General features: G+C 69.9%; 18 protein-coding genes and 2 pseudogenes. 11 read left to right on the top strand and 9 right to left on the bottom strand.

Annotation, left to right across the window (positions count from 1 at the left end; translation table 11 throughout):
- Positions 1-55 precede the first annotated feature (55 nt).
- A complete protein-coding gene (locus AB0J04_RS24105) occupies positions 56-835 on the top strand; it encodes a replication-relaxation family protein (protein ID WP_363170616.1) in 780 nt (259 codons plus the stop codon).
- 419 nt (positions 836-1,254) lie between these two features.
- Here the strand turns inward: AB0J04_RS24105 and AB0J04_RS24100 are convergent, their stop codons facing one another.
- From AB0J04_RS24100 to AB0J04_RS24090, 3 genes are all read right to left on the bottom strand, one after another.
- Positions 1,255-2,772, bottom strand: a complete 1,518-nt coding sequence (locus tag AB0J04_RS24100; RefSeq protein WP_363170615.1) for a S1 RNA-binding domain-containing protein — start codon at positions 2,770-2,772, stop codon at positions 1,255-1,257.
- 1 nt (position 2,773) lies between these two features.
- The gene (locus AB0J04_RS24095) at positions 2,774-3,322 is read right to left on the bottom strand and encodes a recombinase family protein (protein ID WP_363170614.1); all 549 of its coding nucleotides are present in this window, start codon (positions 3,320-3,322) and stop codon (positions 2,774-2,776) included.
- Between the two features lie 131 nt (positions 3,323-3,453).
- Positions 3,454-4,068 (bottom strand): XRE family transcriptional regulator, encoded by a 615-nt coding sequence (locus AB0J04_RS24090; protein ID WP_363170613.1) that lies wholly within the window; start codon positions 4,066-4,068, stop codon positions 3,454-3,456.
- 90 nt (positions 4,069-4,158) lie between these two features.
- Here AB0J04_RS24090 and AB0J04_RS24085 point away from each other — a divergent pair, with 90 nt between their 5' ends.
- From AB0J04_RS24085 to AB0J04_RS24075, 3 genes are all read left to right on the top strand, one after another.
- Positions 4,159-5,166 carry an NAD(P)/FAD-dependent oxidoreductase gene (locus AB0J04_RS24085; protein ID WP_363170612.1) on the top strand — a complete coding sequence of 336 codons (1,008 nt, stop codon included), beginning with the start codon at positions 4,159-4,161 and terminating at the stop codon, positions 5,164-5,166.
- Positions 5,167-5,302: 136 nt separating this feature from the next.
- Complete coding sequence (locus AB0J04_RS24080; RefSeq protein ID WP_363170611.1) at positions 5,303-6,916, top strand: MFS transporter; 1,614 nt, start codon at positions 5,303-5,305, stop codon at positions 6,914-6,916.
- A gap of 147 nt (positions 6,917-7,063) precedes the next feature.
- Complete coding sequence (locus AB0J04_RS24075; protein WP_363170610.1) at positions 7,064-7,432, top strand: thioredoxin domain-containing protein; 369 nt, start codon at positions 7,064-7,066, stop codon at positions 7,430-7,432.
- Positions 7,433-7,828: 396 nt separating this feature from the next.
- On the opposite strand, the gene AB0J04_RS24070 is transcribed toward AB0J04_RS24075, so the two are convergent.
- Positions 7,829-8,497, bottom strand: a complete 669-nt coding sequence (locus AB0J04_RS24070) for a transposase domain-containing protein (RefSeq protein WP_363170609.1) — start codon at positions 8,495-8,497, stop codon at positions 7,829-7,831.
- A gap of 414 nt (positions 8,498-8,911) precedes the next feature.
- On the opposite strand from AB0J04_RS24070, the gene AB0J04_RS24065 reads away from it, so the two are divergent.
- A complete protein-coding gene (locus AB0J04_RS24065; protein ID WP_363170608.1) occupies positions 8,912-9,358 on the top strand; it encodes a PPOX class F420-dependent oxidoreductase in 447 nt (148 codons plus the stop codon).
- A gap of 126 nt (positions 9,359-9,484) precedes the next feature.
- On the opposite strand, the pseudogene AB0J04_RS24060 reads toward AB0J04_RS24065, so the two are convergent.
- Positions 9,485-9,610 (bottom strand): annotated as a pseudogene (locus tag AB0J04_RS24060) (IS5/IS1182 family transposase); the annotation flags it as partial.
- 114 nt (positions 9,611-9,724) lie between these two features.
- Between AB0J04_RS24060 and AB0J04_RS24055 the strand changes: the two are divergent.
- Complete coding sequence (locus AB0J04_RS24055) at positions 9,725-10,336, top strand: DUF998 domain-containing protein (protein WP_363170607.1); 612 nt, start codon at positions 9,725-9,727, stop codon at positions 10,334-10,336.
- Between the two features lie 37 nt (positions 10,337-10,373).
- Here the strand turns inward: AB0J04_RS24055 and AB0J04_RS24050 are convergent, their stop codons facing one another.
- Positions 10,374-11,153 (bottom strand): ATP-binding protein, encoded by a 780-nt coding sequence (locus AB0J04_RS24050; protein WP_363170606.1) that lies wholly within the window; start codon positions 11,151-11,153, stop codon positions 10,374-10,376.
- 185 nt (positions 11,154-11,338) lie between these two features.
- Between AB0J04_RS24050 and AB0J04_RS24045 the strand changes: the two genes are divergently transcribed.
- Complete coding sequence (locus tag AB0J04_RS24045) at positions 11,339-12,244, top strand: peptidoglycan-binding domain-containing protein (RefSeq protein ID WP_363170605.1); 906 nt, start codon at positions 11,339-11,341, stop codon at positions 12,242-12,244.
- Between the two features lie 841 nt (positions 12,245-13,085).
- Positions 13,086-13,466 (top strand): hypothetical protein, encoded by a 381-nt coding sequence (locus AB0J04_RS24040; RefSeq protein ID WP_363170604.1) that lies wholly within the window; start codon positions 13,086-13,088, stop codon positions 13,464-13,466.
- A 486-nt stretch (positions 13,467-13,952) separates the two neighbouring features.
- Here the strand turns inward: AB0J04_RS24040 and AB0J04_RS24035 are convergent, their stop codons facing one another.
- Entirely contained in the window at positions 13,953-14,993 is a 1,041-nt protein-coding gene (locus AB0J04_RS24035; protein WP_363170603.1) for a LuxR C-terminal-related transcriptional regulator, read from the bottom strand.
- Positions 14,994-15,226: 233 nt separating this feature from the next.
- Here AB0J04_RS24035 and AB0J04_RS24030 point away from each other — a divergent pair, with 233 nt between their 5' ends.
- Together AB0J04_RS24030 and AB0J04_RS24025 are read left to right on the top strand one after the other, a co-directional pair.
- Complete coding sequence (locus tag AB0J04_RS24030; RefSeq protein WP_363170602.1) at positions 15,227-19,024, top strand: S8 family serine peptidase; 3,798 nt, start codon at positions 15,227-15,229, stop codon at positions 19,022-19,024.
- A 169-nt stretch (positions 19,025-19,193) separates the two neighbouring features.
- On the top strand, positions 19,194-23,096 hold the full coding sequence (locus tag AB0J04_RS24025) for a carboxypeptidase regulatory-like domain-containing protein (RefSeq protein ID WP_363170601.1): 3,903 nt from the start codon (positions 19,194-19,196) through the stop codon (positions 23,094-23,096).
- A gap of 371 nt (positions 23,097-23,467) precedes the next feature.
- Here the strand turns inward: AB0J04_RS24025 and AB0J04_RS24020 are convergent, their stop codons facing one another.
- Positions 23,468-23,917, bottom strand: a complete 450-nt coding sequence (locus AB0J04_RS24020; RefSeq protein WP_363170644.1) for a DUF5709 domain-containing protein — start codon at positions 23,915-23,917, stop codon at positions 23,468-23,470.
- A 639-nt stretch (positions 23,918-24,556) separates the two neighbouring features.
- Complete coding sequence (locus tag AB0J04_RS24015; RefSeq protein ID WP_363170600.1) at positions 24,557-24,907, bottom strand: helix-turn-helix domain-containing protein; 351 nt, start codon at positions 24,905-24,907, stop codon at positions 24,557-24,559.
- Positions 24,908-24,975: 68 nt separating this feature from the next.
- Here AB0J04_RS24015 and AB0J04_RS24010 point away from each other — a divergent pair.
- Positions 24,976-25,506: pseudogene (locus AB0J04_RS24010) on the top strand (carboxymuconolactone decarboxylase family protein).
- The last annotated feature ends 97 nt before the right edge of the window (positions 25,507-25,603 follow it).

Below are 25,603 nucleotides of genomic sequence, written 5' to 3'. Positions count from 1 at the left end.
GACGTTATGGGGGCATGGCTGAAAAGCCCCGCTGGGGGTGCTGGCGCAGTACCGGATGGCCACCACCGAGCAGATGCACCGGGTGATCGCTCCCTCTGTGCGTATCGAGCAGACCCGGCGGCGGCTGGCCAGGCTGCGCGCCGAGGGGGTGGTCGACCGCATCACGCTGCCGCAGGCCGGACGGACCAGGGGGCGGTTCCCCACCTCGTACGGCGTGCAGCTCGCCTCCGAGTGGCCCGAGCTGCGCGGGCGTCGGCTCTCCAGGACCGTTTCCGATCCGACCGCCGTGCGGCTGAAGGCCGGCCACACGCCGACCGTGACCGAGACCGCGCTCGTCTTCCTCGAGGACGCCCGCCGCCGCGAGGAGCTGTGCGAGCCGCTGGACTGGATCCCCGAGGTCCGCCACCCGATCGGGAGCGGCGAGGCCGTCATCCCCTATGCGCTCCTGTACTACCGGCGCGGCCCCGTCGCCGGGGACAACGGGTCGATGCTGCGGGCGTTCGTGGAAGTCGACCGGGCCACCATGGGGCCCCGAGCGCCTGGCCGCCAAGCTGACCGCGTACGAGCGCCTCTACCGCTACGTGCCCGTGCCCGCCGTCCTCGCTCCAGAAGCCGCCCACCGTGGCGGGAGAGGAAACCAGGATCAGAGAGCCCCCCCTTCGGTCCCGGCAAGCACTCCACCGTCGCTGCTGCGCTGCAGGGGCCCACGGACTCCCACTTGTCGGTTCCCGGTCGTTGCGCCTTGGACGCCGTCACGTCACTCCTGTTTCCGGTCAGGAGCCTCCACTTGCGGGAGGCATCGCACAGACCGTACTTGATCATGCGCATAGCGTGATCAGGCTGTGGATCGCGCGTCGGGCGCCGCAGGTAATCACCTAAAATTGCCGCTTCCTGCGCCTGCACGAATCGCTCGCGGATAGGGCCTCAGCCCAGACGGCCGCGAGGACTCCCTGGAGCCGCTCCCGGTCGGGCCGGGCGGCGCGCAGCGAGGTGAGCCGTTCCTGACACAGCAGCACAATCGGGCCGTCGGCGGCCAGCCGCTCACCGAGCTTCCCCACTTCGCCGACAACCGGATCGAGTGAAGTGAAGGGTGCTCCTCAAATTCTTGAGCACATCGACTTTCTGACACCGTTTCATGGGCACGATCCGGTGCCGATCCGGCAGTGGGTTGCTGTCGGATTCCGTAGTCGTCTGCGCTGATGTCCGCAGTCCTCTGCAGGCCCGCTGTGGGGCTGTATCGAGTCGACTCCCTCGTCAAGAATGACGGTGCCCCTCTGGGGCGACGGCCAGTGCCTGCTTGCGTGACAGTGCGATCCGGCGCCGGGTGGGGTCGACTTCGAGGATCTTGACGGTGAGTGCTTCGCCGACCTGGACGACGTCTTCGGGCCTTTCCACGTGCGCGTCGGCCAGTTCGGTGTTGTGGACCAGTCCCTCGAAACCGTCCTCGGAGTCCTCGACGCGGACGAAGGCGCCGAACGGGACGAGCTTCGTGACGGGGCCGGTGACGATCTGACCGACCCGCCGCGCGAAATCCAGCATCGGATCCGCCTGCAGCGACTTCAGCGATAGCGGCACACGCTCCCGCACCATGTCGACGTCGAGGATCTCGGTGGTGATCTCCTGACCGACAGTGACGACGTCGGAGGGGTAGTCGATGTGCCGCCAGGACAGTTCGGGAATGTTGATCATCGCGGTGAAGCCGCCGATGTCCACGAACGTGACACCGAAGCTGGCGATCTCGGTCACCGTCCCGGTGATGACCTGGCCTCGGTACAGAGTCTTGAGGATGGCCCAGTGGCGGTCGCTCTGGGTCGGCTCAGTCCTCCAGCGGGCTCGCAGGACGCCGTCGCTGTCGGGTAGGACGGCGGTGAACAGAGGCTGGCGTTCGTCGGTATACACGGACAGAGCAGATGCGGCGCGGGCACCGGTGATCTTCGCTGCGAGCCCCGCGAACTGGGTCTCGTCGGCGGTGGTGCTCGTGATCTGACCGTCTGCATCCTCCCAGACGAGCTCGATCAGCCCCTCTTCGGGGAGACCCGCGAGGACGGCGGCTACGTCGGTGGACAGGTCCGGCCAGACGGCCAGCTGAGCGCGGGGGGTCAGTCGAGCGCGGACTTCGTCGAGGGTGCCGTCGTCGAGCCGGTGCCAGCGAGTGGCGTTGTCGGCGTAGATCTCCTCCAGGATCGCTGCCTGGCACACGGCGACGCACCGGCGCAGCCGGGCCCAGAAGACGTCGTCGGCGGGACGCTGTTCACCCGGCTCGTCGTAGTCAGCGTCGTAGGGGGAGGCGTCCAGACGTTCCGGGAACAGGCCGAGTGCGCCGGTGCGGGCCAGTGCTTCCTCGCAGGGCTCGCTGCTGCCGATGTAGACGTACTGGTCCCATCCGACGTGGATGGTGAACCTGCCTTCCACTTCCAGGCGGCACCAGGCGCCGTTGTCGCGGAGCATCGCCCGGACCAGTTCCAGGCCGAGGGCGAGCGAGACCTGCGCGCCGTCGTGGAAGCCTGCGAGATCGGATGGGAAGAGTCCGGCCAGTCCATGCCCTTCGATGGCCGGCTCCGCGCCGAAGTCGACAAGGCCGGGTGCGATCTGCGGCTCTCGGACAGCCAAGCGGTCGATGCCGGCGTGTTCGGCAAATGCGGCCACCGCCTGCAGGTAGGCCGATTCGACAGGTCCGTGATCGCTGACCGCCTCGGCGGTGCCGATGTAGCTGCCGTGTTCATCGCGGTCGGCGGGATCGTACTTGGTGATCCGGTAGACGAAAGGGAGCACGTCACTGCCCGCCGGATGTTGACGGTGCCACGGAGGTCTGGTGGCGTTCCAGGACGCGGTAGACCGTGGCCCTGCTGACGGAGAAGAGCTCAGCAAGGTCGGCGATGGTGTGCTCGCCGCTACGGTGCTCTTTGACCAGGTGGGCCTGCTGCCGGGTTGTCAGCTTGGGCTGCTTGCCGCGCAGCTTCCCCTTGGCCTTCGCCACGGCCATACCCTCACGGGTCCTCATCCGCAGGAGGTCGACCTCGAACTTGGCGAACGTGGCCAGGATGTTGAAGAACATCTTGCCCATCGGGTCACCCGGGTCGTAGAGCGCGCCGCCGAGCGAGAGCTTGACGCCGCGGGCGGTGAGCGAGTCGCCGATATCGCGGGCGTCAGGGACCGAGCGGGCGAGCCGGTCCAGTTTCGGGACGACCAGGGTGTCGCCAGCGCGTACGGCGGCGAGTGCCTGGGCCGAGCCGGGCCGGTCGCGGTTGGTGCCGGTGAGCCCGTGGTCGGGGTGGTGACCGCCTTCGCCGTGGTGGGGGGTGCGCTGGTGCGTTTGGGTCATGGCAACAACCGTAGGTCCGTCATGCGCCTTCCGTGCAACTGCTTGCGCAATGCGCAAGAAGGTGGCTTGGCGCGCTGCCCAGCACGCAAGATCGCCCGCCTCGCCGGGGCCTTCCGTACGATTGTGGCTCGCTACTCGCAGGGGCCCTGGACGCCTCCACAGTCGGCTTCGCAGCCGTCGGCGCCGGCGTCTTTCTGGTGGCCGCGGCGGGCGTCGCGGTCGAAGATGCCCATGATCTCGCACGGTCCACCCTCGGCGCCGATGGCGTGCGGCATCATGGTGGGGAACTCGGCGGCCTGGTTGGTCTCGATGCGAAAGCGCCGGTGGCCGAGCATGAGGATGGCGGTGCCGGACAGCACGACGAGCCATTCGCGGCCGGGGTGGGCGCGCATGCGGGCCGGGTTGTCGGGCGGCGGGTCGGTCATCCGCTGACGCATCACGCTCATACCCGGGTCGCCCTTGATGGGCCAGCGCATCAGTCCGTGGGCGCCGTCGATCATCGGGCTGACGACGACATCGTCGGCGGCGTTCTCCACGAGCTGGTCCAACGTGGTGTCCAGTGCGCGGGCGAGGGTGACGAGCTGGTCCAGGGCGAGGCGGCGTTGACCGTTCTCGATGCGGCTCAGCGAGGACTGGCTGAGGTTGGCGCGGGCGGCCAGTTCCTCCAGTGACCAGCCCTGCGCAACGCGCAGCGCGCGGATCCGTTTGCGTACGAGGCTGTCCAGCTGCCCATCTTCTTGCGTCATAGGCAACATGGTATGCCCATGATGCAAAGCGGGCTTAACGTCGAACACAGATGGTCCGGCATGGGGCCAGGTACGACGAAAGGGCGCGACATGTCTGCGCAGACTTCCCACTACGAGAGCGACGCACTGCCCACCGAGACCGTGGATGTGGTGGTGATCGGCGGCGGCGCCGCGGGGCTGAACGGCGCGCTGATGCTGGCCCGCTCCCGCCGCTCGGTCGTCGTGATCGACAGCGGCACCCCGCGCAACGCCCCCGCATCAGCCATGCACGGCTTCATCGTCCTGGACGGTACCCCGCCCCCCGAGATCCTCAAGCGCGGACGCCAGCAGGTACGCGAGTACCGCGGCCAGATCGTCTTCGGGGAAGTGGCCACGGCCGAACCTGCCGCCCCTTCAACGGACGGTGACCTGCGGTTCGCCATCACCCTGGCCGATGGCCGCACGCTGACGGCGCGCCGGGTACTGGTGGCCACCGGCCTGCGCGACGTGCTGCCCGAGGTGCCTGGCCTGGCCGAGCACTGGGGCCGCAACGTGGTGCACTGCCCCTACTGCCACGGCTATGAGGTACGCGATGAACGCATCGGCATCCTCGCCACCGGCCCGGCCTCCGTCCACCACGCCTGGCTGTTCCGGCAGCTGACGGACGACCTCATCTACTTCACCCGCGGCACCGAGCTGCACGCGGACACCCGCGCCCGCTTCGCCGCCCGCAACATCCGCATCATCGAGACTGACGTCAAGGAAGTCGTCAATGGCGACGACGGCGCCCTCGCAGGTGTCCGCCTGGCCGACGACACCTTCGTGGAGAGGCGGGTCCTGGCTGTCGCCACGCAGATGCAGGCCCGCACCGAGGGCCTGGACGGCCTGAAGCTGCCCATGGAGGACCTGCCCGACAACATGGGCCGCCGATTCTCCTCCGCCATGGCCGGCACCACCGAGATCCCGGGCGTGTGGGTGGCCGGCAACGCCACCGACCTCACCGCCCAGGTCGGCGCCTCCGCCGCAGCCGGAGCCCTGGCCGGCTCCCACATCAACGCCCTGCTGGCCACCGCGGACACCGACGCCGCACTCGCCGCCGCACAAATGACCACCGGCTGACGCCTAAACGCCGCTGCTGAAGAACCGCGCGACCGCCATCCAGCGGTCCGCGCGGTGAGCAAGTCCCCCATCTCACCAACCTGGCGACCGGTCCTGTCCCGGCGCTGATTCTGCATGCCCTTATGGGAAGGAAACCATGAGTACCAATCAGCCTCCTCAGGCGGCAACCGCGCCGGCCGGCAGCGGGGGTACACCGGATGCGCGTCAGCTGCGCGCGATCCTGATCACCGTCTCGATCGCGCTGATGGCTGTCATCGCCTCGGTGTCCGGGCTGAACGTCGCCCAGACCCACATGGCAGTCGAGTTCGGAGCCTCGCAGACCACTGTCCTGTGGATCATCAATGTCTACACCTTGGCCCTGGCCGCGCTGCTGCTGCCGCTCGGCGCGATCGGTGACCGCCTGGGCCGCAAGCCCATGCTGGTCACCGGACTGATCGTCTTCGGTGCCGCCAGCGTCGCCGCCGGCCTGGCCCCGTCGGCCGGGGTCATGATCGCCGCCCGCGTGGCCGCCGGGATCAGCGCCGCGATGATCATGCCGATCACGCTGGCCGTCATCACCTCCACCTTCCCCGAGGAGGAACGAGGCAAGGCGATCGGTGTGTGGACCGGCGTCGCCGGAGGCGGCGGCATCCTGGGCATGTTCCTCTCCGCACTGCTGGTCGATGTCGCCGACTGGCGGTGGCTGTTCGTACTGCCCGTGGTCCTGGTCGTCATCGCGCTGGCGATGACGCTGAAGTCCGTGCCCAACTCCCGCGAGCGCTCCACCCATTCCTTCGACACCATCGGCGCGCTGGTCTCCACCATCGCCGTGATCGGTCTCATCTTCGTCCTGCAAGAAGGCCCCGAACGCGGCTGGCTCGCCCCGATCACCCTGATCAGCCTGGCCGTCGGCGTCATCGCCGCCATCACCTTCGTGGCCTGGGAACTGCACCGCCGCGATGCCTCGCTGCTGGACGTACGCCTCTTCCGCGAGCGCGGCCTGGCCAGCGGCTCCATCACCCTCCTGGTCGTCTTCGGCGTCCAGGCCGGTATCGCCGTCGTCCTCTTCCCGTTCTTCCAGGCCGTACTCGGCTGGTCCGGTCTGCTGTCCACCGTGGCGATGATGCCCATGGCCGTCATGATGATGATGACCTCCGGCCTGGCCCCCAAGATGGCCGCCAAGGTCGGCGCCCGCTCCACCATGACCGTGGGCGTCACCCTGGCCACGCTCGGCCTGGCCCTGATGGCCCTGTTCGTGTCCGTCGACGACGGCTACCTGTCCATCCTCGCCGGCATGCTCGCCATGGGCATCGGCATGGGTCTGTCGATGACACCCTCCACCGAGGCCATCACCAGCTCCCTGCCCCGCGCCAAACAGGGTGTTGCCTCCGCGCTCAACGACGTCACCCGCGAGTTCGGCACCGCCCTCGGTGTCGCCATGCTCGGCGCGCTCCTGGCCAACGGCTACCGCAGCGCCATGGACAGCAGGCTCGACGGCATCCCCACGGGCGCCGCGGACACCGCGCGCGAAGGCATCGCCAACGCCATCGAGGTCGCACCCAAGACCGGCAGCCACGCCCAGGACCTGATCCACGCCGCACAGCAGTCCTTCGTCGACGGCTGGCAGCAGGCCATGTGGATCGGCGCCGCCGTCATGTCCGTACTGCTCGTCTACGTCGCCCTGCGCGGCCCGAAGCACACCGCGCCCCTCCAGCCCGACGACGAGGCAGCCCGGGAGACCGGGGCCGCGGAAAACGTCGCCGCCCGCTGACCTCGCCGGACCTGCCTTGCAGATGGCGTACGAACGCCGTCACGTGGCAGCCGGCCGTCGGGCGCACTTCGAGGTCGCGGTGTGCCCGACGGCCCCGCAGCCCCCGAGCGCAACCCACTACCCCCATCACATGCAGGAGAAGCACTCATGAGCACCATCGAGCTGACCGCGGACAACTTCAACGAGGTCATCTCCGGAAACGACTTTGTGATCATCGATTTCCGGGCCGAATGGTGCGGCCCGTGCCGCAAGTTCGGGCCCGTCTTCGAGCGAGTCTCGGACAAGCACGAGGGCGCCGTATTCGCCAAGGTCGACACCGAGGCACAGCGAGAACTGGCGCAGGCATTCGAGATCACATCGATCCCCACCCTCATGATCGTGCGCGAGCAGATCGCCATCTTCCGTCAAGCCGGCGCGCTGCCGGGGGCTGGACTCGACGACCTCATCGACCAGGCCCGCAGCCTCGACATGGAAGAAGTGCGCGCTTCCAGCACCACAGCGGACAAGAACCAGTAGGCGCACCTCCCCGGGTCACGAGAACCTGGTGTCAGGGAGTGTAAATCCAACGGCGGATCCGACGATCATGGGAGAGACGTCAAGTGACTGAAACCGCCGTGGGGTTGGAGACCGTGAAGCCTGCCGAGAGTGCCCAGTCCGGGCCGTCTGCGCCCGTGTCCGACGAGCAACTGGTCGCGATGCCGGTGGAGCAGGCCCGGTCGGAGGGGCTGCAGCTGACCGGGCAAGGTGGGCTACTGCAGCAGCTGACCAAGCGGGTCGGCGACGGAAAGATTCCTGGAGTTCCAGGAGGCGTGGGGCAAGAGTGTCCGGCGATCGTGAAACTGCGGTCCGACGCCTGGGCCGAGTTCGTGCCCGCGGGCACTTCCCCAATGAGGCCGCCGCCCTCAAGTGCATCTACATGGCGCTGATGAGCCTGGACCCGAGCAGCCAGTCGCTGGAGATCGAGGTCAGCAGCGAGGCAGCCATTGCCTTCTCGCTGTGGTTCCACGGGCCGACCTCAGCGTCCATGAACGCGTGGGATCCACACTCGACCACGGCCACGACCCGGGCCTTCGGGAAGGCCGAGCGGGACTCCGCGTTGCCCGCGTAGCCGAACTCGGCAGCGTTCTCGGCCGTGTCGGGCACATCGAGGTCGAAGTCGTCGATGGCCATCAGGCGCCACTGCCGCAGCCAAGCGCCCCGGGTCTCGCCCGTGGCTACCGGCTCGGCGACCCGGTAGAACGTCTCGCGGAGCACATCACGGCCCAGCCGCTTGCGCGCCTGGGTGATTCCCGAGGACGTCGGCGGCTCCCATGCCGCGTCCCAGACGCCGGACTCCGACAGTGACCCGGTGCCCCTCTGCGCCACCTCCTCAGACCCGTCATCGGCGAACAGGCAGAGCGCCATCGTCAGGTACGCGGTCACATGCGGAGGGAGCTTCCCCCCGCGATGTTGCTCAGCCACCCCGCACACCGCAGCAGCCTCGTCGACCTTGAACCGCGGCACCGCAGCGACCAAGACCCCCAGCGACACCTGGTCCGGCCGCGCAACCGGCCTACCCGTTCCAACCGCCCCTTGATCCATGGCGGCAACCGTAGCCGTCCGCCCGAAACGGTTTGCAGCGACGCACGAGACCACCAAGTGACGAGCCGCCATGGAACCTTGATCGACTTAAGCCTCCTGGCATTGAGCCTTGACCCGACCGGGAAGGGCCGCAAGCGGTGGACCATGCGCTGGAAAGCACCCCTCAACGCGTTCCAGATCGCCTTCGAGGGCCGCCTGACCCCGAGCAACAACTGACCATCAACAACCAAGATCAGCCGTTAAAATTGACACACCCCTTCGGCACGGTCTCCGCCAGATTCAGTACCGCAGCAACCTCATCGACGGATGCCTCGCCGAAACCGGCCGCACCTTGACGACATCACGGCGACAACGTCAGCAGCGGATCCACGGCTCCCCGAGACGCACGCTGATCACGGTTGTTAGCCTCTCGGGATGACTGCGATATTCGACGAGGCCGTCCGCGCCCGGCTGCAAGCCGCCAACATCTGGTACATCGGCACCGTGTTCGCCGACGGAGCGCCGCAAGTCAGCCCGATGTGGGTGGACCTGGAGGGCGAGGGGGAGCTGACGTTCAACACCTCGGTGGGCCGGGTGAAGGAGGAGAACCTGCGCCGCGACCCCCGCGTCTACCTCTCCCATGCGGACGCCGCCAATCCCTTCGACCGGGTGCAGATCAGCGGGGAGGTGACCCGCTTCATCGAGGGCGAGGAGGCGCACCACCGGATGGACCGGCTGGCCCACAAGTACCTGGGCAGCGAGCGGTTCGAGTGGGGCATGCCAGGGGAGCAGCGGGTCTCGGTGATCGTGCGCCCGGTCAAGGTGCGGCACATCGTCGGGGTGGAGCGGTTCCGGCCGGGCGGTCCCGCCCCCGCTCCCTGACCGAGCCCGCCAACCGGCACGCTCAGCCCCGCCGACTCAAGCGCTGACTCGCCAGGTGAAGCGCCCAGTCACAATGCGTTTCATTGCTCTTCACCATGAGCGTTTCCCGGCCTCAACTTGAGCAGCTCAGGTGCAGCGTGCCTGGACGAGGCACGTGATGCGGGTGGTGGAGCAGCGCAGATTGCGCAGGAGCCGCCAGGCCTCGAGGGTGGCCATGGCCTGTTCGACGAGTGCGCAGATCTTGGGGTGCCGTTATTGATCTCGCGGAGCAGACGCGCGAGTCGATGCCTGATCGAGTCTCGGGAGACACCCACAGTCATGTCAACAAAGGTTGACGCACCCATCTCGTCAACCTATGTTGACGGGATGGGTAATCAAGCGCTTCTTGCCTGCGGGATGGCCGCTGGCCCTGTGTTCACCCTCACGTATCTACTGGAAGGCGCCGGCCGTGTGGACTACCAACCGTTCCGTCATCCCGTCAGTTCACTCTCCCTCGGCCGCGCCGGGTGGGCGCAGACCGTCAACTTCCTCCTCACGGGCTTACTGTCGCTGATCTTCGCAGTGGGCCTGTGGAGCGTAGGGCCTTCCCATTGGGGTGCTCTGCTGATCGGTGTGTGGGCGGTGGGCCTGCTGGGTGCAGGCGCCTTCCGGACGGATCCGGTGAGCGGCTATCCTCCCGGCACCCCTGATCAGCTCCAGCACCACACCCGCGCAGGGGCGCTGCATGACCTGTTCTCGCTCATCGGATTCCTGGCCCTTACGGTGGCCTGTTTCGTATTCGCCCTGTCCCACTCGCCCGAGTGGGCCATCTACTCGATCGCCAGCGGCGTGCTCTTCGCAGCCACGATGGCCCTGGCCAGTGCCGCGTTCAGCCAGCATCAACGCTGGGGCGACCTCGGCGGACTGATCCAGCGCCTCTCACTCACGATCGGCTGGACCTGGCAGACACTGCTCGCCCTGCGCATCCTGCACACCTGATGGTTGCCCTGTAGGCCCTGGTCCGTCCCCCCGCCAACTACTGGGCCTGCTCGGCGCGGGCCTTGGTGTGGGCGAGTCGGTAGGAGTCGGTGCCGGTCTCGATGATGTTGCCGCCGAAGGTGAGGCGGTCCACTATGGCCGCGCAAAGCCTCGGGTCGGTGAACGTCTTGGTCCCCGCAGAGAAGGACTCGTTGGAGGCGATGGCCATACTGTTCTTCTCCTCGCGCTCGGTCAGAACCTGGAACAGCAGCTCGGCGCCGCGCCGGTCCAGCTCCATATAGCCCAGCTCGTCAGTACAGAGAAGATCGACCCGTCCGTAGCGGGCGATCGTCTTGGTCAGCAGCTTCTCGTCGGCGGCCTCGACGAGCTCGTTGACGAGTTCGGTCGCCAGGACGTACTTGACCCGGAAACCGGCCATCGCGGCCTCGGTGCCCAGCGCGACCAGGCGTTTCGCCTTCGACCGCAGTGCCTCCACCTTGGCCGGCACCGCGTCCAGACCGAACAACACGGCCAACTCCTGGCAGGGCAGCGGCCCTTGATGGAGCCGGGCCCGGTCCGCGAGCACGGTGAGGATGCGCTGGTAGTCCACCGACAGCACCGACCAGGCCAGCCCCTCACGCCACACCGGCACCTGCGACTTCGGCTTCGCCGCATCCCGGGACGTCGGCGGCCCGCCCGCAGCCCGTGGATCCGCGACGTCCTCCGTGTCGGCGGTGCCGCCGCAGTCCGGAGCCGGCACCGCATCGACCCGCCTGCGGGCGATCACCCACTCCTGCCACTCCAGCTCGGCCTGGACACGGTCGACCTCCTCACGCACCCCGGCGGCGCACAGACACGGTGTCTCTCCCCGAGGCGGGAACGTTTTGGTACACCACATTTCGATGATGCACCTCTCGGATGCAATGCGCATCGCAGGTCCTCGGGTTGCAGAGGGACGGCAGCGGAGGAGGCTGGAACTGACCGGAGGGGGCATCCGAAACCGCGCAGCCAGAGGTGAGTGCTATGGCGCACGACGATCAATTCACCGCAGTGGGCCCGTCCCTCACAGGTGCTGGGTTTCCCCGCGCCGGATTCTCCACGAAGTCGACGGACACCGTCTACGGGGTCAACGCTGTCGGGACATTCTGCGGTGTCTACGGCGAGAGCCTGGCCCCGGGCGAGGAGTCGGACAGGGAAGCCGAACGGGACCTGATCGGAGTGGTCGGCGAGGGCAGTACGTACGGAGTGCTCGGCAGGGGGCGGACCCTGGCCGGCGTGGTCGGCTTCGGCCGGCGCGGAGACACCGGAGGAGTCTTCGGCATCTCGATGAGTCGCGCGCCCGGGGTGGTGGGTCAGAGCCGCATCGATTTCCGGTTCGCACTGCCCACGGGCGACAACGCGGAGCACGGCGGCTCGGCCATCGGGGTCCTGGGCGAGAGCGGGAGCGGCACCGGGGTGTCGGGCGAGAGCTCGCAAGGAGCCGGGGTCTCGGGTGCCAGCACCAGCGGACGCGGCGGGGAGTTCTCGTCGTCCCAAGCCGCACAGATACGCCTGGCTCCTTCCGGGGGGACCACCGCTCCTCCGGACACCGGGCAGGCGGGCGACCTCCTCGCCATCCAGCAGGATGCGTTCGCCACGCTGTGGTTCTGCGTCCTGCCCCAGATCGACGGCCGGCCGGCGGTCTGGGGGAAGGTTCACCTGGACCGGCCGTCCTTCCCTAGTCCGACGCTGGACGAGGGCGCAGAGGGCCAGGACGTCAAGAACGCCCAGGGGCTCCTGGCCGCCCACGGCCACGACCCCGGTCCGATCGACGGTGTCTTCGGACCCCAGACGGCCGCTGCCACCAGGGGCTTCCAGGAGGAGGCGGGCATCGTCGTCGACGGGCAGATCGGCCCTCAGACATGGAACGCGCTGCTGAACCACTTCTGAGGGCCGCGGTCTTGACGAAACAGCCGGTGGGCCCGGTGCCACAAGCGCCCCCGCGTGCGGCGACCGCCGCACGCGGGTGGGCGCTGCTGGATCCACCAGATGATCCATCCCGGCACGCTCGCGCCCGGGGCGCCGACTACGCCGCGGGCGATGACGCGGCTCAGATGGTTCTCCTCTGTACGGCAGGCGGCGCGGGCCACGGCGACTGCGACGGCAAGTCTGGCGGGATCGGCGAGTGGTGCGTTGCGGGCGCGGTAGGGACCGATGGAATCGGCTGCGTGGTCGCGCACGAAGGGGACGGCGAACGCGGCGAGAGGGACTGACCGGCACCCGTCGCCGACGAACTGAAGCCGGGTCTGTCCCAGGGCGAACTTGTAGGTAACGGGAGTTGGGGCGCCCATCAGCACGGCCGGCGGCCACGACGCACGCGCAGAGGCGTCCTGGGCGTAGAACGCGTGCCCGTTCACTGCTCTGCCTTGCGCAGCGCGAGCAAGCGTCCGCCACCACACGTCGGTGCACCCCGAGCCGGTCCGTTGACGCTGCGGGCAACGAGTCCGCCCCCTCCACCGCAGTCCCGGCGTCCGCAGAGACCTCACCCCGCCGTCCCCCCCTCACCGGACTGACGGTCACCCCGTCCGAGTACGGCTTCGCCCTGAGCTGGGACGCCAACACCACGCCCGATCTCGCGGGGTACTCGATGCGCTGGGGCCAGATGTGGGAAAAGGAGGGGAAGACGGCTGTCTGCAACTTCTACGGGAGTTACGAGGTGTCTGCCGACACCACCACCACGGCGCACTCCTCGCTCCCGGATTGCGGGAAAGTATGCTTCGCGGTCAGCGCCTTGGATGAGGAGTCGAACTCCGCGAACAGCGAGACCGTCTCCGCCACGGAACTCGACATGACACCGAGCCCGCCGACCCCCGAAGGCTCCCAGCTGACACTCACCGCGACCGCCGCGGCAGGCAGCGACGACAACAACCTGAGCTGGTACGGCCTCGACCCGTCGGCACCGGAGCAGGCGGGCGGCTACCGGATCCATCGCTGGAACCGGGACACCGCTGCGTACGAAAGAGTCGCCGAAGTCACCAGTGTCGTCCAGGAGTTCATCGACGCGGGCGCACAGCGCGGCACCACCGCCTTCTACCGGGTGACAGCTCTGGCCACAGACGGCACCGAGACCCTGCCCGCCGGCGACTACGTGATCACCACTCCCGTGCAGTGACCACCGCAGCAGCACTGCGCTGCTCTCGGTTGGGCCTGAGGTGGCAGAGGGGTTCAACGAATCATGACTGGGCCCTCAACTCGGGCTGAATGAAAGTGAATACGCATGATGTGCGGGCGATCAATTAGCCGATGCCAATTGACGGCCTGTCAACCCCCGAATTGTTGCGCGTATGTATCGTCATCGACCCGATCGAGACAAACCCACAGCAACGCATCCGGCCCGGTCCGTGACCTGTCTCCCACCCGTTCGACACGCCATCGCAAAACCTGGGGACCGACCCGCCGACGGGCCTCCGACTTGCGCGGGATCACATATTCCGCACGGTTCGCCCTTGCCGGTCAGGGTGAGCTGGCAGCAGAATGAAATCTCTCTCCCAGTTCTGAAGTCCGCTTCATCCGGGCGTTTCTGTCTTCCTCCGGGAAAAGCGCCAAATCGAGTCGGGAGAATAGCGAGAACGGACTGGACGAGCCCGGGCTCCGGCCCTTACTCGTTCGAAGTCGGTGTCTCCAGCGGCAGCCAGCCTCGTTCCGCTGCCCGGAGGGCGATCTGGAAGCGTGTTCTGGCGCCCAGTGCGCTGCCGGCCTCGCTCACGTGCTTCTGCACGGTGCGGCGGCTGATGTCGAGCACCCGGGCGATGGCGTCGTCCTTCATCCCGGTCGCCATGAGGTCGAGGATCGCCTGGGTTCGTTCGTCGATCCGTGTCGTCTCCCGGGTCTGGCGGGGGGCCGGCCAGTCCTGCCGACTCTCCAGCGACACCGGCACCGCGTGCTCCCAGATGACCTCGAACAGCGCGGCGAGTGCGCCGACGAGGGCAGGTGAGCGGACCTCGAGGGATCCTGCCGAGGGGCGGTCGTCGTACAGGGGCAAGAGGGCGGCGGTCCGGTCGAACAGGACCAGTTTGACGGGAAGTCGGGAGCTGAGCCGGAACTCGCCGCCACCGGCGCTGCCCCGCAGCGCCGTCTCCAGTGACACCGTGTCAGTGAAACCTTCGGTGTCGTAGACCGACCGCAGCCGTAATCCCTCGCGGAACTCCGGCTGTGCGGCGTCCCCATGGCCGGAGGCGCCCGCGGGCCCGGTCACATAGGGCGGCTTGGCCAGGTGCAGTACTTCATGGGTACTGGCCTTGAGGAGATGCGCATAGCGTGCGGTGACCTCCTCGTTGTCTTCCAGGACCTCCACCAGGTGCGGAGCCTGCGGGCGGGCCGCGAAGTCGTAGATCTCGTGAAGCTGCTCCATGTACAGCTCGGCCTGGGCCAGTTCGGCCCGTCTGCGGGCCAGCAGGGAGCCCAGGGACGAACGTGGCGGGCCGGCCTTCCACCGTGGGGGCCGGCCGGCGATGGGGATGACCAGGAGTGCGTCCACCAGGGACCGCAGCGCCGTCTCGACCTCTTCGCGCGACGCGCCGACCGCGGCCGCCACGGTGAGGGAGGAGGCGGAGGAGTGGCCCACCAAGTACTTCAGGACTCGCCCGCTGAGCGCGTCCAGCCCGGTTCCGGCCCAGGGGTTGTCCGACGTCACATCCATGCAGCCTGACACTCCTGCTGTGCGCACCGGTGTTGAACGTGTCTCTGCCGTATCTCCGCGCCACCGCCCGCGGGACGCGAGCGCATATGGGCAATTGCGCGAATCCGCGACGGCCGGATCTTGTCGCATATGGCGTGACACCGTCAAGGTGGGCACGCTCCCACCAGTCCCGACGACGCGGCTGGCCCTGCGCATTCATCCGCCGGTACGCCCATTCAAGTCGAGGGAATCCTTTGACACACCACCCGTCCGGAAGACGGCGCCGCCTGCTCGTGGTCGCGGCCGTCCTCCTGGTCACCGCGGCGACCCCGCACGTGGCCTCCTCCGCAGACGCCTCGCCGTCCGACAGATCACCGTCCGACAGCTCGGCCGGCGCCACCCGCGATGCTGACAACGTTGCCGCATCCGTCGTCACCCTCGTCACCGGCGACAAGGTCACCGTCTCCCCCGGCGTGGGCGACAACCCCGGCGCGCTCACCGTTCAGGGTCCCGACGGCGAGCCCGCCGGCGCGCGCGTGCTGTCCGTGGACGGCGACACCTACGTCTATCCCGACTCCGCCCGCGCCTACCTGGCGTCCGGCGCCCTGGACGACCGACTCTTCAACGTCTCCCGCCTCGTGGCCGACGGCTACGACGACGCGGCGCTCAAGCACCTGCCGCTCATCGTCACCTACGGCGGCAAGGAGGCGTCCGCCTCCGTCTTGCGCAAGCGCGCCCTCGCCATGCCGGGCGGCGTCACGGACGTACGCCCCCTCACCAGCGTCAACGGGGTGGCCCTCGCCGCGGACCGCGAGGACACCGACACCCTGTGGAGCGCGCTCACCGGCGGCGAGTCCCAATCCGACTCCGACCCCGCGAAGGTTCCGGGCGCCGACGCCGCCTTCCATGGCGGCATCGCCAAGGTCTGGCTGGACGGGCGGGCCGAGGCCGCCCTCAGCGACTCGGTCGCCCAGATCGGCGCCCCCGAGGTCTGGGCGGGCGGCAACACCGGCGACGGCGTCGACGTGGCTGTCCTCGACACCGGCTACGATCCGGGCCATCCCGATCTGAAGGACGCGGTCGAGGACAGCGCCAGCTTCGTCCCCGGCCAGGACGTCACCGATCGCAACGGCCACGGCACGCACGTCGCCTCCACCGTCGCCGGCAGCGGCGCCGCCTCCGACGGCAAGGAGAAGGGCGTCGCACCCGGCGTCGACCTGCACGTCGGCAAGGTCCTCGCCGACGAGGGCTACGGCTACGACTCCTGGATCCTCGCGGGCATGGAATGGGCCGCCCGCGACGTCCACGCCAGGGTCATCAGCATGAGCCTGGGCAGCGGCGAGAACGCCGACGGCGACACCGTGCTGGCCCGGGCCGTGAACGAGCTGAGCGCCGAGACCGGCGCCCTGTTCACCATCGCCGCCGGCAATGACGGTCCCGGTGCCCGGACGGTCCGGTCGCCCGGCACCGCCGACGCGGCCCTGACCGTCGGAGCGGTCGACTCCTCCGACGCCATCGCCGAGTTCTCCAGCCGTGGCCCCCGCTACGGCGACGACGCCCTCAAGCCCGAGATCACCGCGCCCGGCGTCGGCATCCTGGCCGCCCGGTCGCAGTACGCCGGCAACGGCTCGGGCTACTACACCAGCTTCAGCGGCACCTCCATGGCGACCCCGCACGTGGCCGGCGTGGCCGCGCTGGTCGCCGCCGCGCACCCCGAGTGGACCGGCAGCCGGATCAAGGACGCCCTGGTCAGCACCGCCAAGCCCACCCCCGACATCAGCGCGGACGACGGCGGCAACGGCCGGGCGGACGCCGCCGCGGCGGCCACGGCGACGCTGACCGCCACCGGCAAGATCGACGCCGGCATCCACTCGCCCGGCACGGCCAAGGGCACCGACAAGGGCCCGGTCCGCTCCACCGCGACCTGGACCAACACCGGCGACCAGGCCGTCACCGTGGACCTCGCCGTGGACGCCCCCGGCGTTCCCGGCGGCGTCTTCACCGTCTCCCCCAGCCGCGTCGAGGTCCCCGCGCACGGCACCGCGACCGCCACGGTCACCACCGACCTGGACAAGGCGGGCGCCCTCCAGCGCTGGACCGGACGGCTGACGGCGTCCGCCGAGGGCGCCGCGCCGACGTACACCCTGCTCGGCGTCAGCACCCGCCAGCAGCTGTTCCACGTCCGCACCAAGGTCACCGGCCGCTCCGGCGAGGCCACGGACGGCGTCCTCACCTTCTACCGCAAGGGCGACGAGTACGCGGGCACCTACCTCTACGGCAGCGGCCAGTCCGACGAACTGCTGCCGCCCGGCCTCTACACCGTCTACGCCGACTTCCGGGTGGAGGGCACGCACGGCGCCGCCTCGGCCGGATACGCCCGCATGGTCATCCCCGAGGTGAAGGTGACCGGCACCACCGACCTCGTGCTCGACGGCACCAAGCTCAAGGAGGTCAAGGCCGTCACGCCGAAGAAGACCGAGAACTTCTCCCGACGCCTGGACTACTACCGCACGTTCAAGGACGGCTCCTCGGTCGCCGACAGCTCGCTGGTCGGCGACGGCTACGACAGCATCTGGACGGCGCCCACGGCCGCGCCCAGCGACGGCGAGCAGTACCTCAACGCCCGCTGGCGCAACCAGGAACCGCTGCTGTCGGTGACCGCCGGCGGGCAGGAGTTCGACGACCTGTGGATCATGCCCGGCTCGACGAAGCTGCCCGAGGACGACTACGCCCTCGACCTGATCCACCCGGGCGACGGTCTCGCCGAGGGCTACAAGGGCATCGACGCCGCCGGCAAGGCCGCCGTGGTGCCCTGGGACTCCAGTGACGAGGACACGGCGGACGCCCAGATCAGGGCCGCGCAGACCGCGGGCGTGAAGCTGCTGCTGTTCGTCAACGACCTCGACGGGCGCCTGCGCGAGCCCGTCATCAAGTCCTCCATCGAGGTGGCGGGCCTGTCCCGCACGAGGGGCGACAAGCTCATGGCGAGCGTCGACGCGAGCACGACGGGCAGCGTGCCTCTGCGGGCCGTCTCCCGCCCCGACACGGACTACCTGTACGACCTGGTCCGCACCTGGAAGGGCCGCATCCCCGCCGACCCCGTCTATGCACCCACGCCCGGGCAACTGGCCCGGGTCGAGACCACGTTCCGCAACCCCGCCGGCCGTGAGGTGTACGAGAACCGATACGACATCCACCCCTGGACCGGGTACCAGGTGGGCACCAACCGGCTGAGCACGGCCGGCGCGCACCGCACCGACTACGTCAGCACCGACAGCACGTTCTCGTGGACCGAGGAGGGCGAGCTTCAGTCCCTGTCCTACAGCGCGTCCGGCCCCCTCACCTATCCGGCGGGCAGCACCACCGACGTGGAGTGGTTCGGACCCGTGGTGCGGCCCCGCATCAACGGCAGCGTCCAACTGCCCGTGCGCACCGGCGACCAGGTGGACGTCGTCATCCCGTCCTGGGGCGACTCCGGCGGCGACCACGCCAACTACGCCGCTTTCGGCAGCACCGGCACCACCCAGGAGACCTCGCTGTACCGCGGCGGCACCCTGCTGGCCGAGGGCGGCGCCGGGGTGAGCGCGACCGTACCGGCGAAGAAGGGCACCTACCGTCTGGTGCACACGGCGACCCGTACCGCCACGGCCGCCTTCCCCTACTCGACCGCCACGCGCACCGAGTGGACCTTCACCTCCGCGGCGCCCAGGGACGCCGACGACAGCGAGCGACTCCCGCTCGTCCAGGTGGACTACACCCTGCCGACGTCCGACGACGGCAAGGCAGCCGCCGACGCCTCCCTGCTCGTCACTCCGCTGCACCTGGAGGACGGCTCCCACGCGGCGCTCAACACCCGCAAGGTGGAACTGTCCTACGACGACGGCGCCACCTGGACGACGGCGCGCCTCAGCGGCAGGGGCGACGGCAAGGTGAGCCTGCGCCTGCACGCCCCCGCCTCGGCGCAGTACCTCACGCTGCGCGTCCAGGCCGGTGACAGCCGCGGCAACACCGTGACGCAGACCGTCGTACGCGCCGCGGGAATCGCCGGATGACCTCTGCGTGACCGAAGCCGGCCGACGGTCCCCGCACGACCGCCGGGCGGCACCCTCCATGCCCACTTGCCTGCGCACAGGCCGAGTTGACGCACCGTCACCGCCCGTCCGCGCGGTCGGCCCACGCATGCCGACGCACCCCTGCCCGCGATTTCGCACCGGGGTGCTCATGAGAGAGAAGAAGAAGTCGGTGCACATACCACCCCTCAGACGTCCCGACCCGAGCGGCCCGCGCCTCGGGAACCGGATCGCGGCGGTCGCCCTGAGCGCCGCGATCGTGGCCACGGCCGGTGCGGCGGACGCCTCCGCCGACGATCGAACAGCGCTCTCCTCCACGTCCTCCTCCGCTTCGTCCTCCTCCGGCAAAGCCGACGGCACCGAGTCGCTGTGCGGCACGCCCTCGCCCGGAGAGGCGACCTGCTTCGCCATCCGGCGCACCGGCCCGTCCGCGAAACGGTCCGGCGCCGTGGCCGCGCAGGCGCCCCCCGGCTTCGGCCCGGCCGACCTGCGGGCCGCCTACGCGTTGCCCGACGACGGCGGGGCGGGCCTGACCGTCGCCGTGGTCGTCGCCCAGGACGCCCCCACCGCGGAGGCCGATCTGGCCGTCTACCGCGCCCGGTTCGGCCTTCCGGCCTGCACGAGCGCGGACGGCTGCTTCACCAAGGTCGACCAGCGCGGCGGCGCCGACTACCCGGAGCCCGAGGCAGGCTGGGCCGGCGAGGCCGCGCTCGACCTCGACATGGTGTCGGCCGCCGCTCCGAACGCCCGCCTGCTGCTCGTGGAGGCGGACGACGCCACCATCGACAACCTCGGCGCGGCCGTGCAGCAGGCCGTCACCCTGGGCGCCGACGTCGTCTCCAACTCCTACGGCACCCGGTACGACCTCTTCGACGAGGACCCGGCCGAGACCGCCTGGGACGCCTACTACGACCACCCCGGGGTGGCGATCGTCGCCTCGTCCGGCGACGACGACGCCGGCGTGTCCTTCCCTGCCGCCTCACCCCACGTCACCGCGGTCGGCGGCACCAGTCTGCGCCGGGACACCGGCACGGCACGCGGCTGGTCGGAGTCGGTGTGGTCGCACGACGGCTACGGCGCCGGATCGGGCTGCTCCCGCTACCTGCCCAAGCCCGCGTTCCAGCACGACTCGGGCTGCGACCACCGCACCGTGGCCGACGTGTCGGCCGTGGCGGACCCGGACACCGGCGTCGCGGTGTACGACAGCTACGGCTCGGCGGGCTGGGGCGTCTACGGCGGCACCAGCGCCTCGGCGCCCCTCGTCGCGGGCGTGTACGCCGCCGCCGGTACCCCTGTCGAGGACACCGAGCCCAACGCCTACCCGTACGCCGCCCCCGACGAAGCGCTCAACGACGTCACGGACGGCTCCAACGGCACCTGCGATCCCGCCTACCTGTGCACCGCGACCGCCGGCTACGACGGCCCCACCGGACTCGGCACGCCGAACGGACTCACCGCCTTCCGCATGGGCCCGCACGGCCGGATCACCGGCACGGTCACCGACGCCCGCACCGGCCGACCGGTGCCCGGCGCCGCCGTCTCCGCCGGCGACGACCACCGCACCAGCACCGACGCCCGGGGTCGCTACGCCCTGACGCTGCCGACGGGAACGTACGACCTGACCATCGACGCCTACGGCTACGCCACCGCCGGACCCGGCAAGGTCCGCGTCGACGACGGCACCGACCTCGCCCGCGACCTGACCATCACTGCGGTGCCGAGCCGGACCGTCTCCGGAACCGTCACCGACGGATCGGGACACGGCTGGCCGTTGTACGCGGCGATCACGGTGGACGGCACGCCCCTGGAACCGGTGTGGACCGATCCCGCCACCGGCCGGTACTCGGTGTCCCTGCCGGCCGGTCACCCCTACACGCTGCACATCGCAGCGGCCTACCCGGGATACCGGGCGGTGACCCGGGAGGTGAGGGTCGCGGGGCGTGCGGTGAAGGCCGACGTCGCCGTACCCGTGGACGAGGAAGCGGCCCTGGCCCCCGGCTACGCGGTGCACCGCTCGGGCCCGACCGAGCCGTTCACCGGGACCACCGTCGCACCGGACGGCTGGCGGGTGGCCGACGCCGACTCGTCCACCGGCGGCTGGACCTTCGACGACCCCGGGGCGCGCGGCAACACCACCGGCGGCGAGGGGGCGTTCGCCATCGTGGACAGCGACCACTACGGGGGCGGCGTCTCACAAGACAGCCAACTCATCAGCCCCGTCTACGACTTCACCGACCGCACCGCCCCTCGGGTCGCCTTCGACACCGCCTACCGCGGCTACGACGGGCAGAGCGCGACCGTCGACGTCAGCACCGACCACGGCGCCACCTGGACCACCGTCTGGCGGCACACCACGGACTCGGTGGACGGCCCGGCCCACGTCGAGATCCCCCTGCCCGACTACGCGGGCCGCTCCGCGGTCCAGCTGCGCTTCCACTTCACCGGCAGCTACGGCTGGTGGTGGGCGGTGGACGACGTCTTCGTCGGCGACCGCACCTACGACAAGGTCCCGGGCGGACTGGTCGTCGGCCACACCCGGGACGCCAACACCAAGGAACCGGTCAACGGAGCCGAGGTCACCGCCGGCGCCACGGGTACCTCACCCGCCGTGTCCGTCGCGACGCCCGCCGACCCGGCCACCGCGGACGGCCTGTACTGGCTGTTCGCGCCGACCGGTGACCACGGCCGCACCGACGCCGTGAAGCTGACGGCGGCCAAGTCCCTGTACGCGGACCGCACCGTGACCGCCCGCGTCGTACGCGACAGCGTCCGGACCACGGACCTCGATCTGCCGGCCGGCCGGGTCACCGTCACCCCGTCCGCCGTCGCCGCCTCGGTGCGGCAGGACACCACGGCCCGCGCCACGGTCACCGTCCGCAACACCGGCGGCGCCTCGGCCACCGTCCGGATCCAGGAGTCCGCCGACGCGTCCGCGACCCCGCCGCAGGGAGGGAAGTGGCAGCCCGCTCCCGACATCGCCTACGGAGTCATCGACAACGCGGCGGACGCCTACCGGGGAACGGTGTACACCGGATTCGGAATGGAGGGCGACGACACCGTCGAGAAGGGCCTGTGGTCCTACGACACGACGGCGAACGACACCTCCGCCGGCTGGGTCCGGCGCGCCGACGCCCCGCAAGCACGGCGCGGTCCCGTCCACGGCTTCGTCGACGGCAAGTGGTACGTAGCCGGCGGCAAGAACGAAGCGGGCCAGGCCGTCACCTCGGTGGCCGTCTACGACCCGGCGACGGACACCTGGTCCGCCGGCGCCGCCGCTCCCGAGGCGTACTCCCTGGCCGGCAGCGCCGTCCTCGACGGTCGGCTGTACATGGTCGGCGGCTGCGACGCCACTTGCGGCGTCACGGCCGTACAGGCCTACGACCCGGCGACCGACAGCTGGCGGAGCCTGGCGCCGTACCCGCTGCCCATCGCCTATCTCGCCTGCGGCGGACTGGACGGTCACGTCGTGTGCGCCGGCGGGACCTCCCCCGGCACGGGCGTCGTCGACGACGTCTACTCCTACGACCCGGCCGACGACACCTGGTCCCCGGTCGCCTCGCTGCCCACCGGCGTATGGGGCGCGGCCTACACCACCGCAGGCGGCCGACTGCTGCTGACCGGCGGCTCCGTCGCCACCCAGGCCACCGCGGACATCACCGCCGCCACCTGGGCCTACGACCCGGGCGCCGACGCCTGGCAGCGGCTCCCGGACAACACCACCCCCACCTACCGCGGCGCCGCGGCGGCCGGCCTGTACAAGATCGGCGGCAGCACCGGCTGGGGCGATGCCAACGCCGTCACCGCCACCGAACTCCTGCCCGGCTACGGACAGACGGAGGCCGACGACATCAGCTGGCTCGGCGAGGAGACCACCACGCTCACCGTCCCGGCGCACTCCGCCGTCACCCTGCGGCTCACGCTCGACGCGAGGCTGCCCGAGACCCGGACCCCCGGCCGCTACACGGCCGCGCTCGGCCTCGTCCACGACACGCCGTACACCGTTGCGCCAGTGCCGGTCTCGATGAAGGTCACCGCGGTCCGACCGCACTCCTGACCGGGCGGGAGCCGGGCCGGTACACGCCATCCGTGCCGGACCCGGCTCCCTCGTCGAGCATCGCTTCCAGAGCATCCAGGCCCGGGTGCCGAGCCTCCGCAGGACCCGAACCGTGTTCCAACAGGATCCGATTTCCGCGCACGGGCAGTCGCCGCGACCATGCGTGACGTCGGCCTTGTCCTGGGGTTCGGCGTTGGCGAGTCAGGCGTCGAGCGGGTTGATCAGGTCTTGTTCGGCGAGGCAGACGTGGCGGGGACGGGCGACCTTGGAGGCGAGCGCGTGTTCGGTGGGGAAGCGGCAGCGGCACCGGCAGTACCGGACGTCGCGACTGCGTCGGCCCTGTATGCAGCGTCCCTGCGCTCGCCGTCCCCTCAATAGGTCTCGGAGTCGGGGATCAGATGGATCGCGGCCTCCTCGGCCGATGCCCCGGCGCCGTCCAGGCCGATGTCAGAGGCGATCAGGTCGGATTCGGTGTTCTCATGGCTGCCCTCGTCCGGCGCGACCAGCCGTCCGGCGCGCTCGTCTCCGACCTCGTAGTCGATGAGCTCACCGTCTGTGTCCCAGGTGTCCCCGATACCGTCGCCCTCCGGGACACCGTTGTCCGGCAACTCCTCGGAAAGACGCTCGTCCAGACTCTCGCCCCGCCGCTGCTCCGACGCCGTGACGCCGGTGTGCTCCACGCCCCAAGGCCTCTCCGGGGGCGAATAGCCCTCGTCCAGGGCTTGGTCGCCGCCCCGGTAGTCCAGGGTGTCCGCCGCGTCGAGCAGCCCGACATCGTCCTGCACCCCGGAACCGTCCGGCTGGTAGACATCGTCACCCATCGCTTCGTCGGCCACTTGCGTTCTCCATCGTTGTCCGGGGGCCGGAGGGTTGGGTGTGGCCAGCCCTCACCAAGCCCGTCCACTGCGCCACGCCGCCCTGCGGAGACGGTGACGGGCCACAAGCGTCCCGCCCTGGCTCCTTCGCCGCCTCCCCAAGCCCGAAACCGTGCGCTCCTGAGCAAGAAGTGGGCGCGCGCAGGACGCCGTCCGCGCCGGGCGGCCGTTCCTGGGAGGGGCGTCGCGCGTTGGGCTCTGGGGGGCTCGTTCCTGCACGCACAGCCACAAGACGCGCCCGACTGGCACCCTCCAGGACCCGCACGGCCTGCTGTGGACCCATGCGGAGGAGGTCCAACACGGCGCTCGTCACCTTCCTGGGCAAGTGACCCTACGGAGCCGGGCCGCCCGTGAAAGGCGGCCCGGCTCCTGCGTGTCCGCGGCTGCGTCCTCGCCGGGTCCGTCGCGGCGGCCGAGCCGGCCAATACCGGGTCGCGAGGCCGCAGACCCCAAGCGCCGGCGCGACACCCCTGTTCTGGTGACCGTCATCCTCTGCGTCCTCAGCGCGATCATCGAGCTGCCCTCCTGAGAAAGCCCCTCCCCACGGCTTCGACGCCGCGGTCGCACCAGCCGCGCTCGACCGTTTCAGCCCTCGGCCGTGGCGGTGTCCGTTTCCCTTGCCCATCGTCGACTCCAGGCGTCCAACGGACTCAGCGCCTCGACAAGGTCCTGACCGAGTGGCGTGAGGTGGTAGCCGTCGCTGTGCAGGGTGAGCAGGCGGGCGCCGGTCAGCTCGTCGAGGCGGGTGCTGAGCACGCTGGAGGACATGCGCTCGCATCGGCGCTGCAGCTCGCGGAAGCCTGCCGGCGCCTGACTCAGCTCCCACAGGATGCGCATCGTCCAACGCCGTCCGAGCAGATCGAGTGCGGCCATGACCGGACGGCCCGACTCGGACCCCCGCACCGGCACACCCGGCCGTGGCGCTCTGGCTCCCATCACCCACTCCTTGCGCTTCGCTTCTCGAAGCATGATACTGATTCGAAAATCGAAGCAAGAGGTATCGCATGCCGCGCATCCAACCGCTCACCCCGCCGTACACGCCCCCCGTCGACCAGGCACTCCGCCGGTGGATGCCCCCCGACGTGCCGCACGAGCCGCTCACGCTGTTCCGCGTCCTGCACCGCAACCCGGAACTGGCCTCACGCATGTTCGCCCTGGGCGCCGGGCTCCTGGGACACGGCAGCCTCCCCGCCATCGACCGAGAGCTCGTCATCGCCCGCGTGACCGCGCGCACCGGCTGTTCCTACGAGTGGGGCGTACACACCGCAACCCTCGCCCGGCAGGCCGGGCTCGGCCCCGAACAGCTTCAGGCGACGACCGACACCAATCCTGCGGCGAACGTCTCATGGCCGCCGCACCATGCGGCACTGCTCGGCGCGGTCGACTAACTGCACGACACGGCGCAGCTCTCGCAGGCTGCCTGGGATGCCCTGCGTGTGCACTACGAGGATGGCCAGCTGCTCGAACTCCTCGTTCTGGCCGGCTGGTACCGCACGATCAGCTACCTGGCCGGGACTGTAAAACGATCGGTGTAACTCCTGATCAAGGAAGATGCATCGATGACCAGCGACAACGTGACCGAGGCCGAGTCCGACGAGGCCGCTGAGCCGCAGCCGGCGAAGGGGGTGGACG

This window comes from Streptomyces sp. NPDC050263 (assembly GCF_040655955.1).
GTDB lineage: Bacteria > Actinomycetota > Actinomycetes > Streptomycetales > Streptomycetaceae > Streptomyces.
The sequence above is the reverse complement of the archived record's forward strand: the minus strand, read 5'-3'. Positions and strand labels throughout refer to the sequence as shown.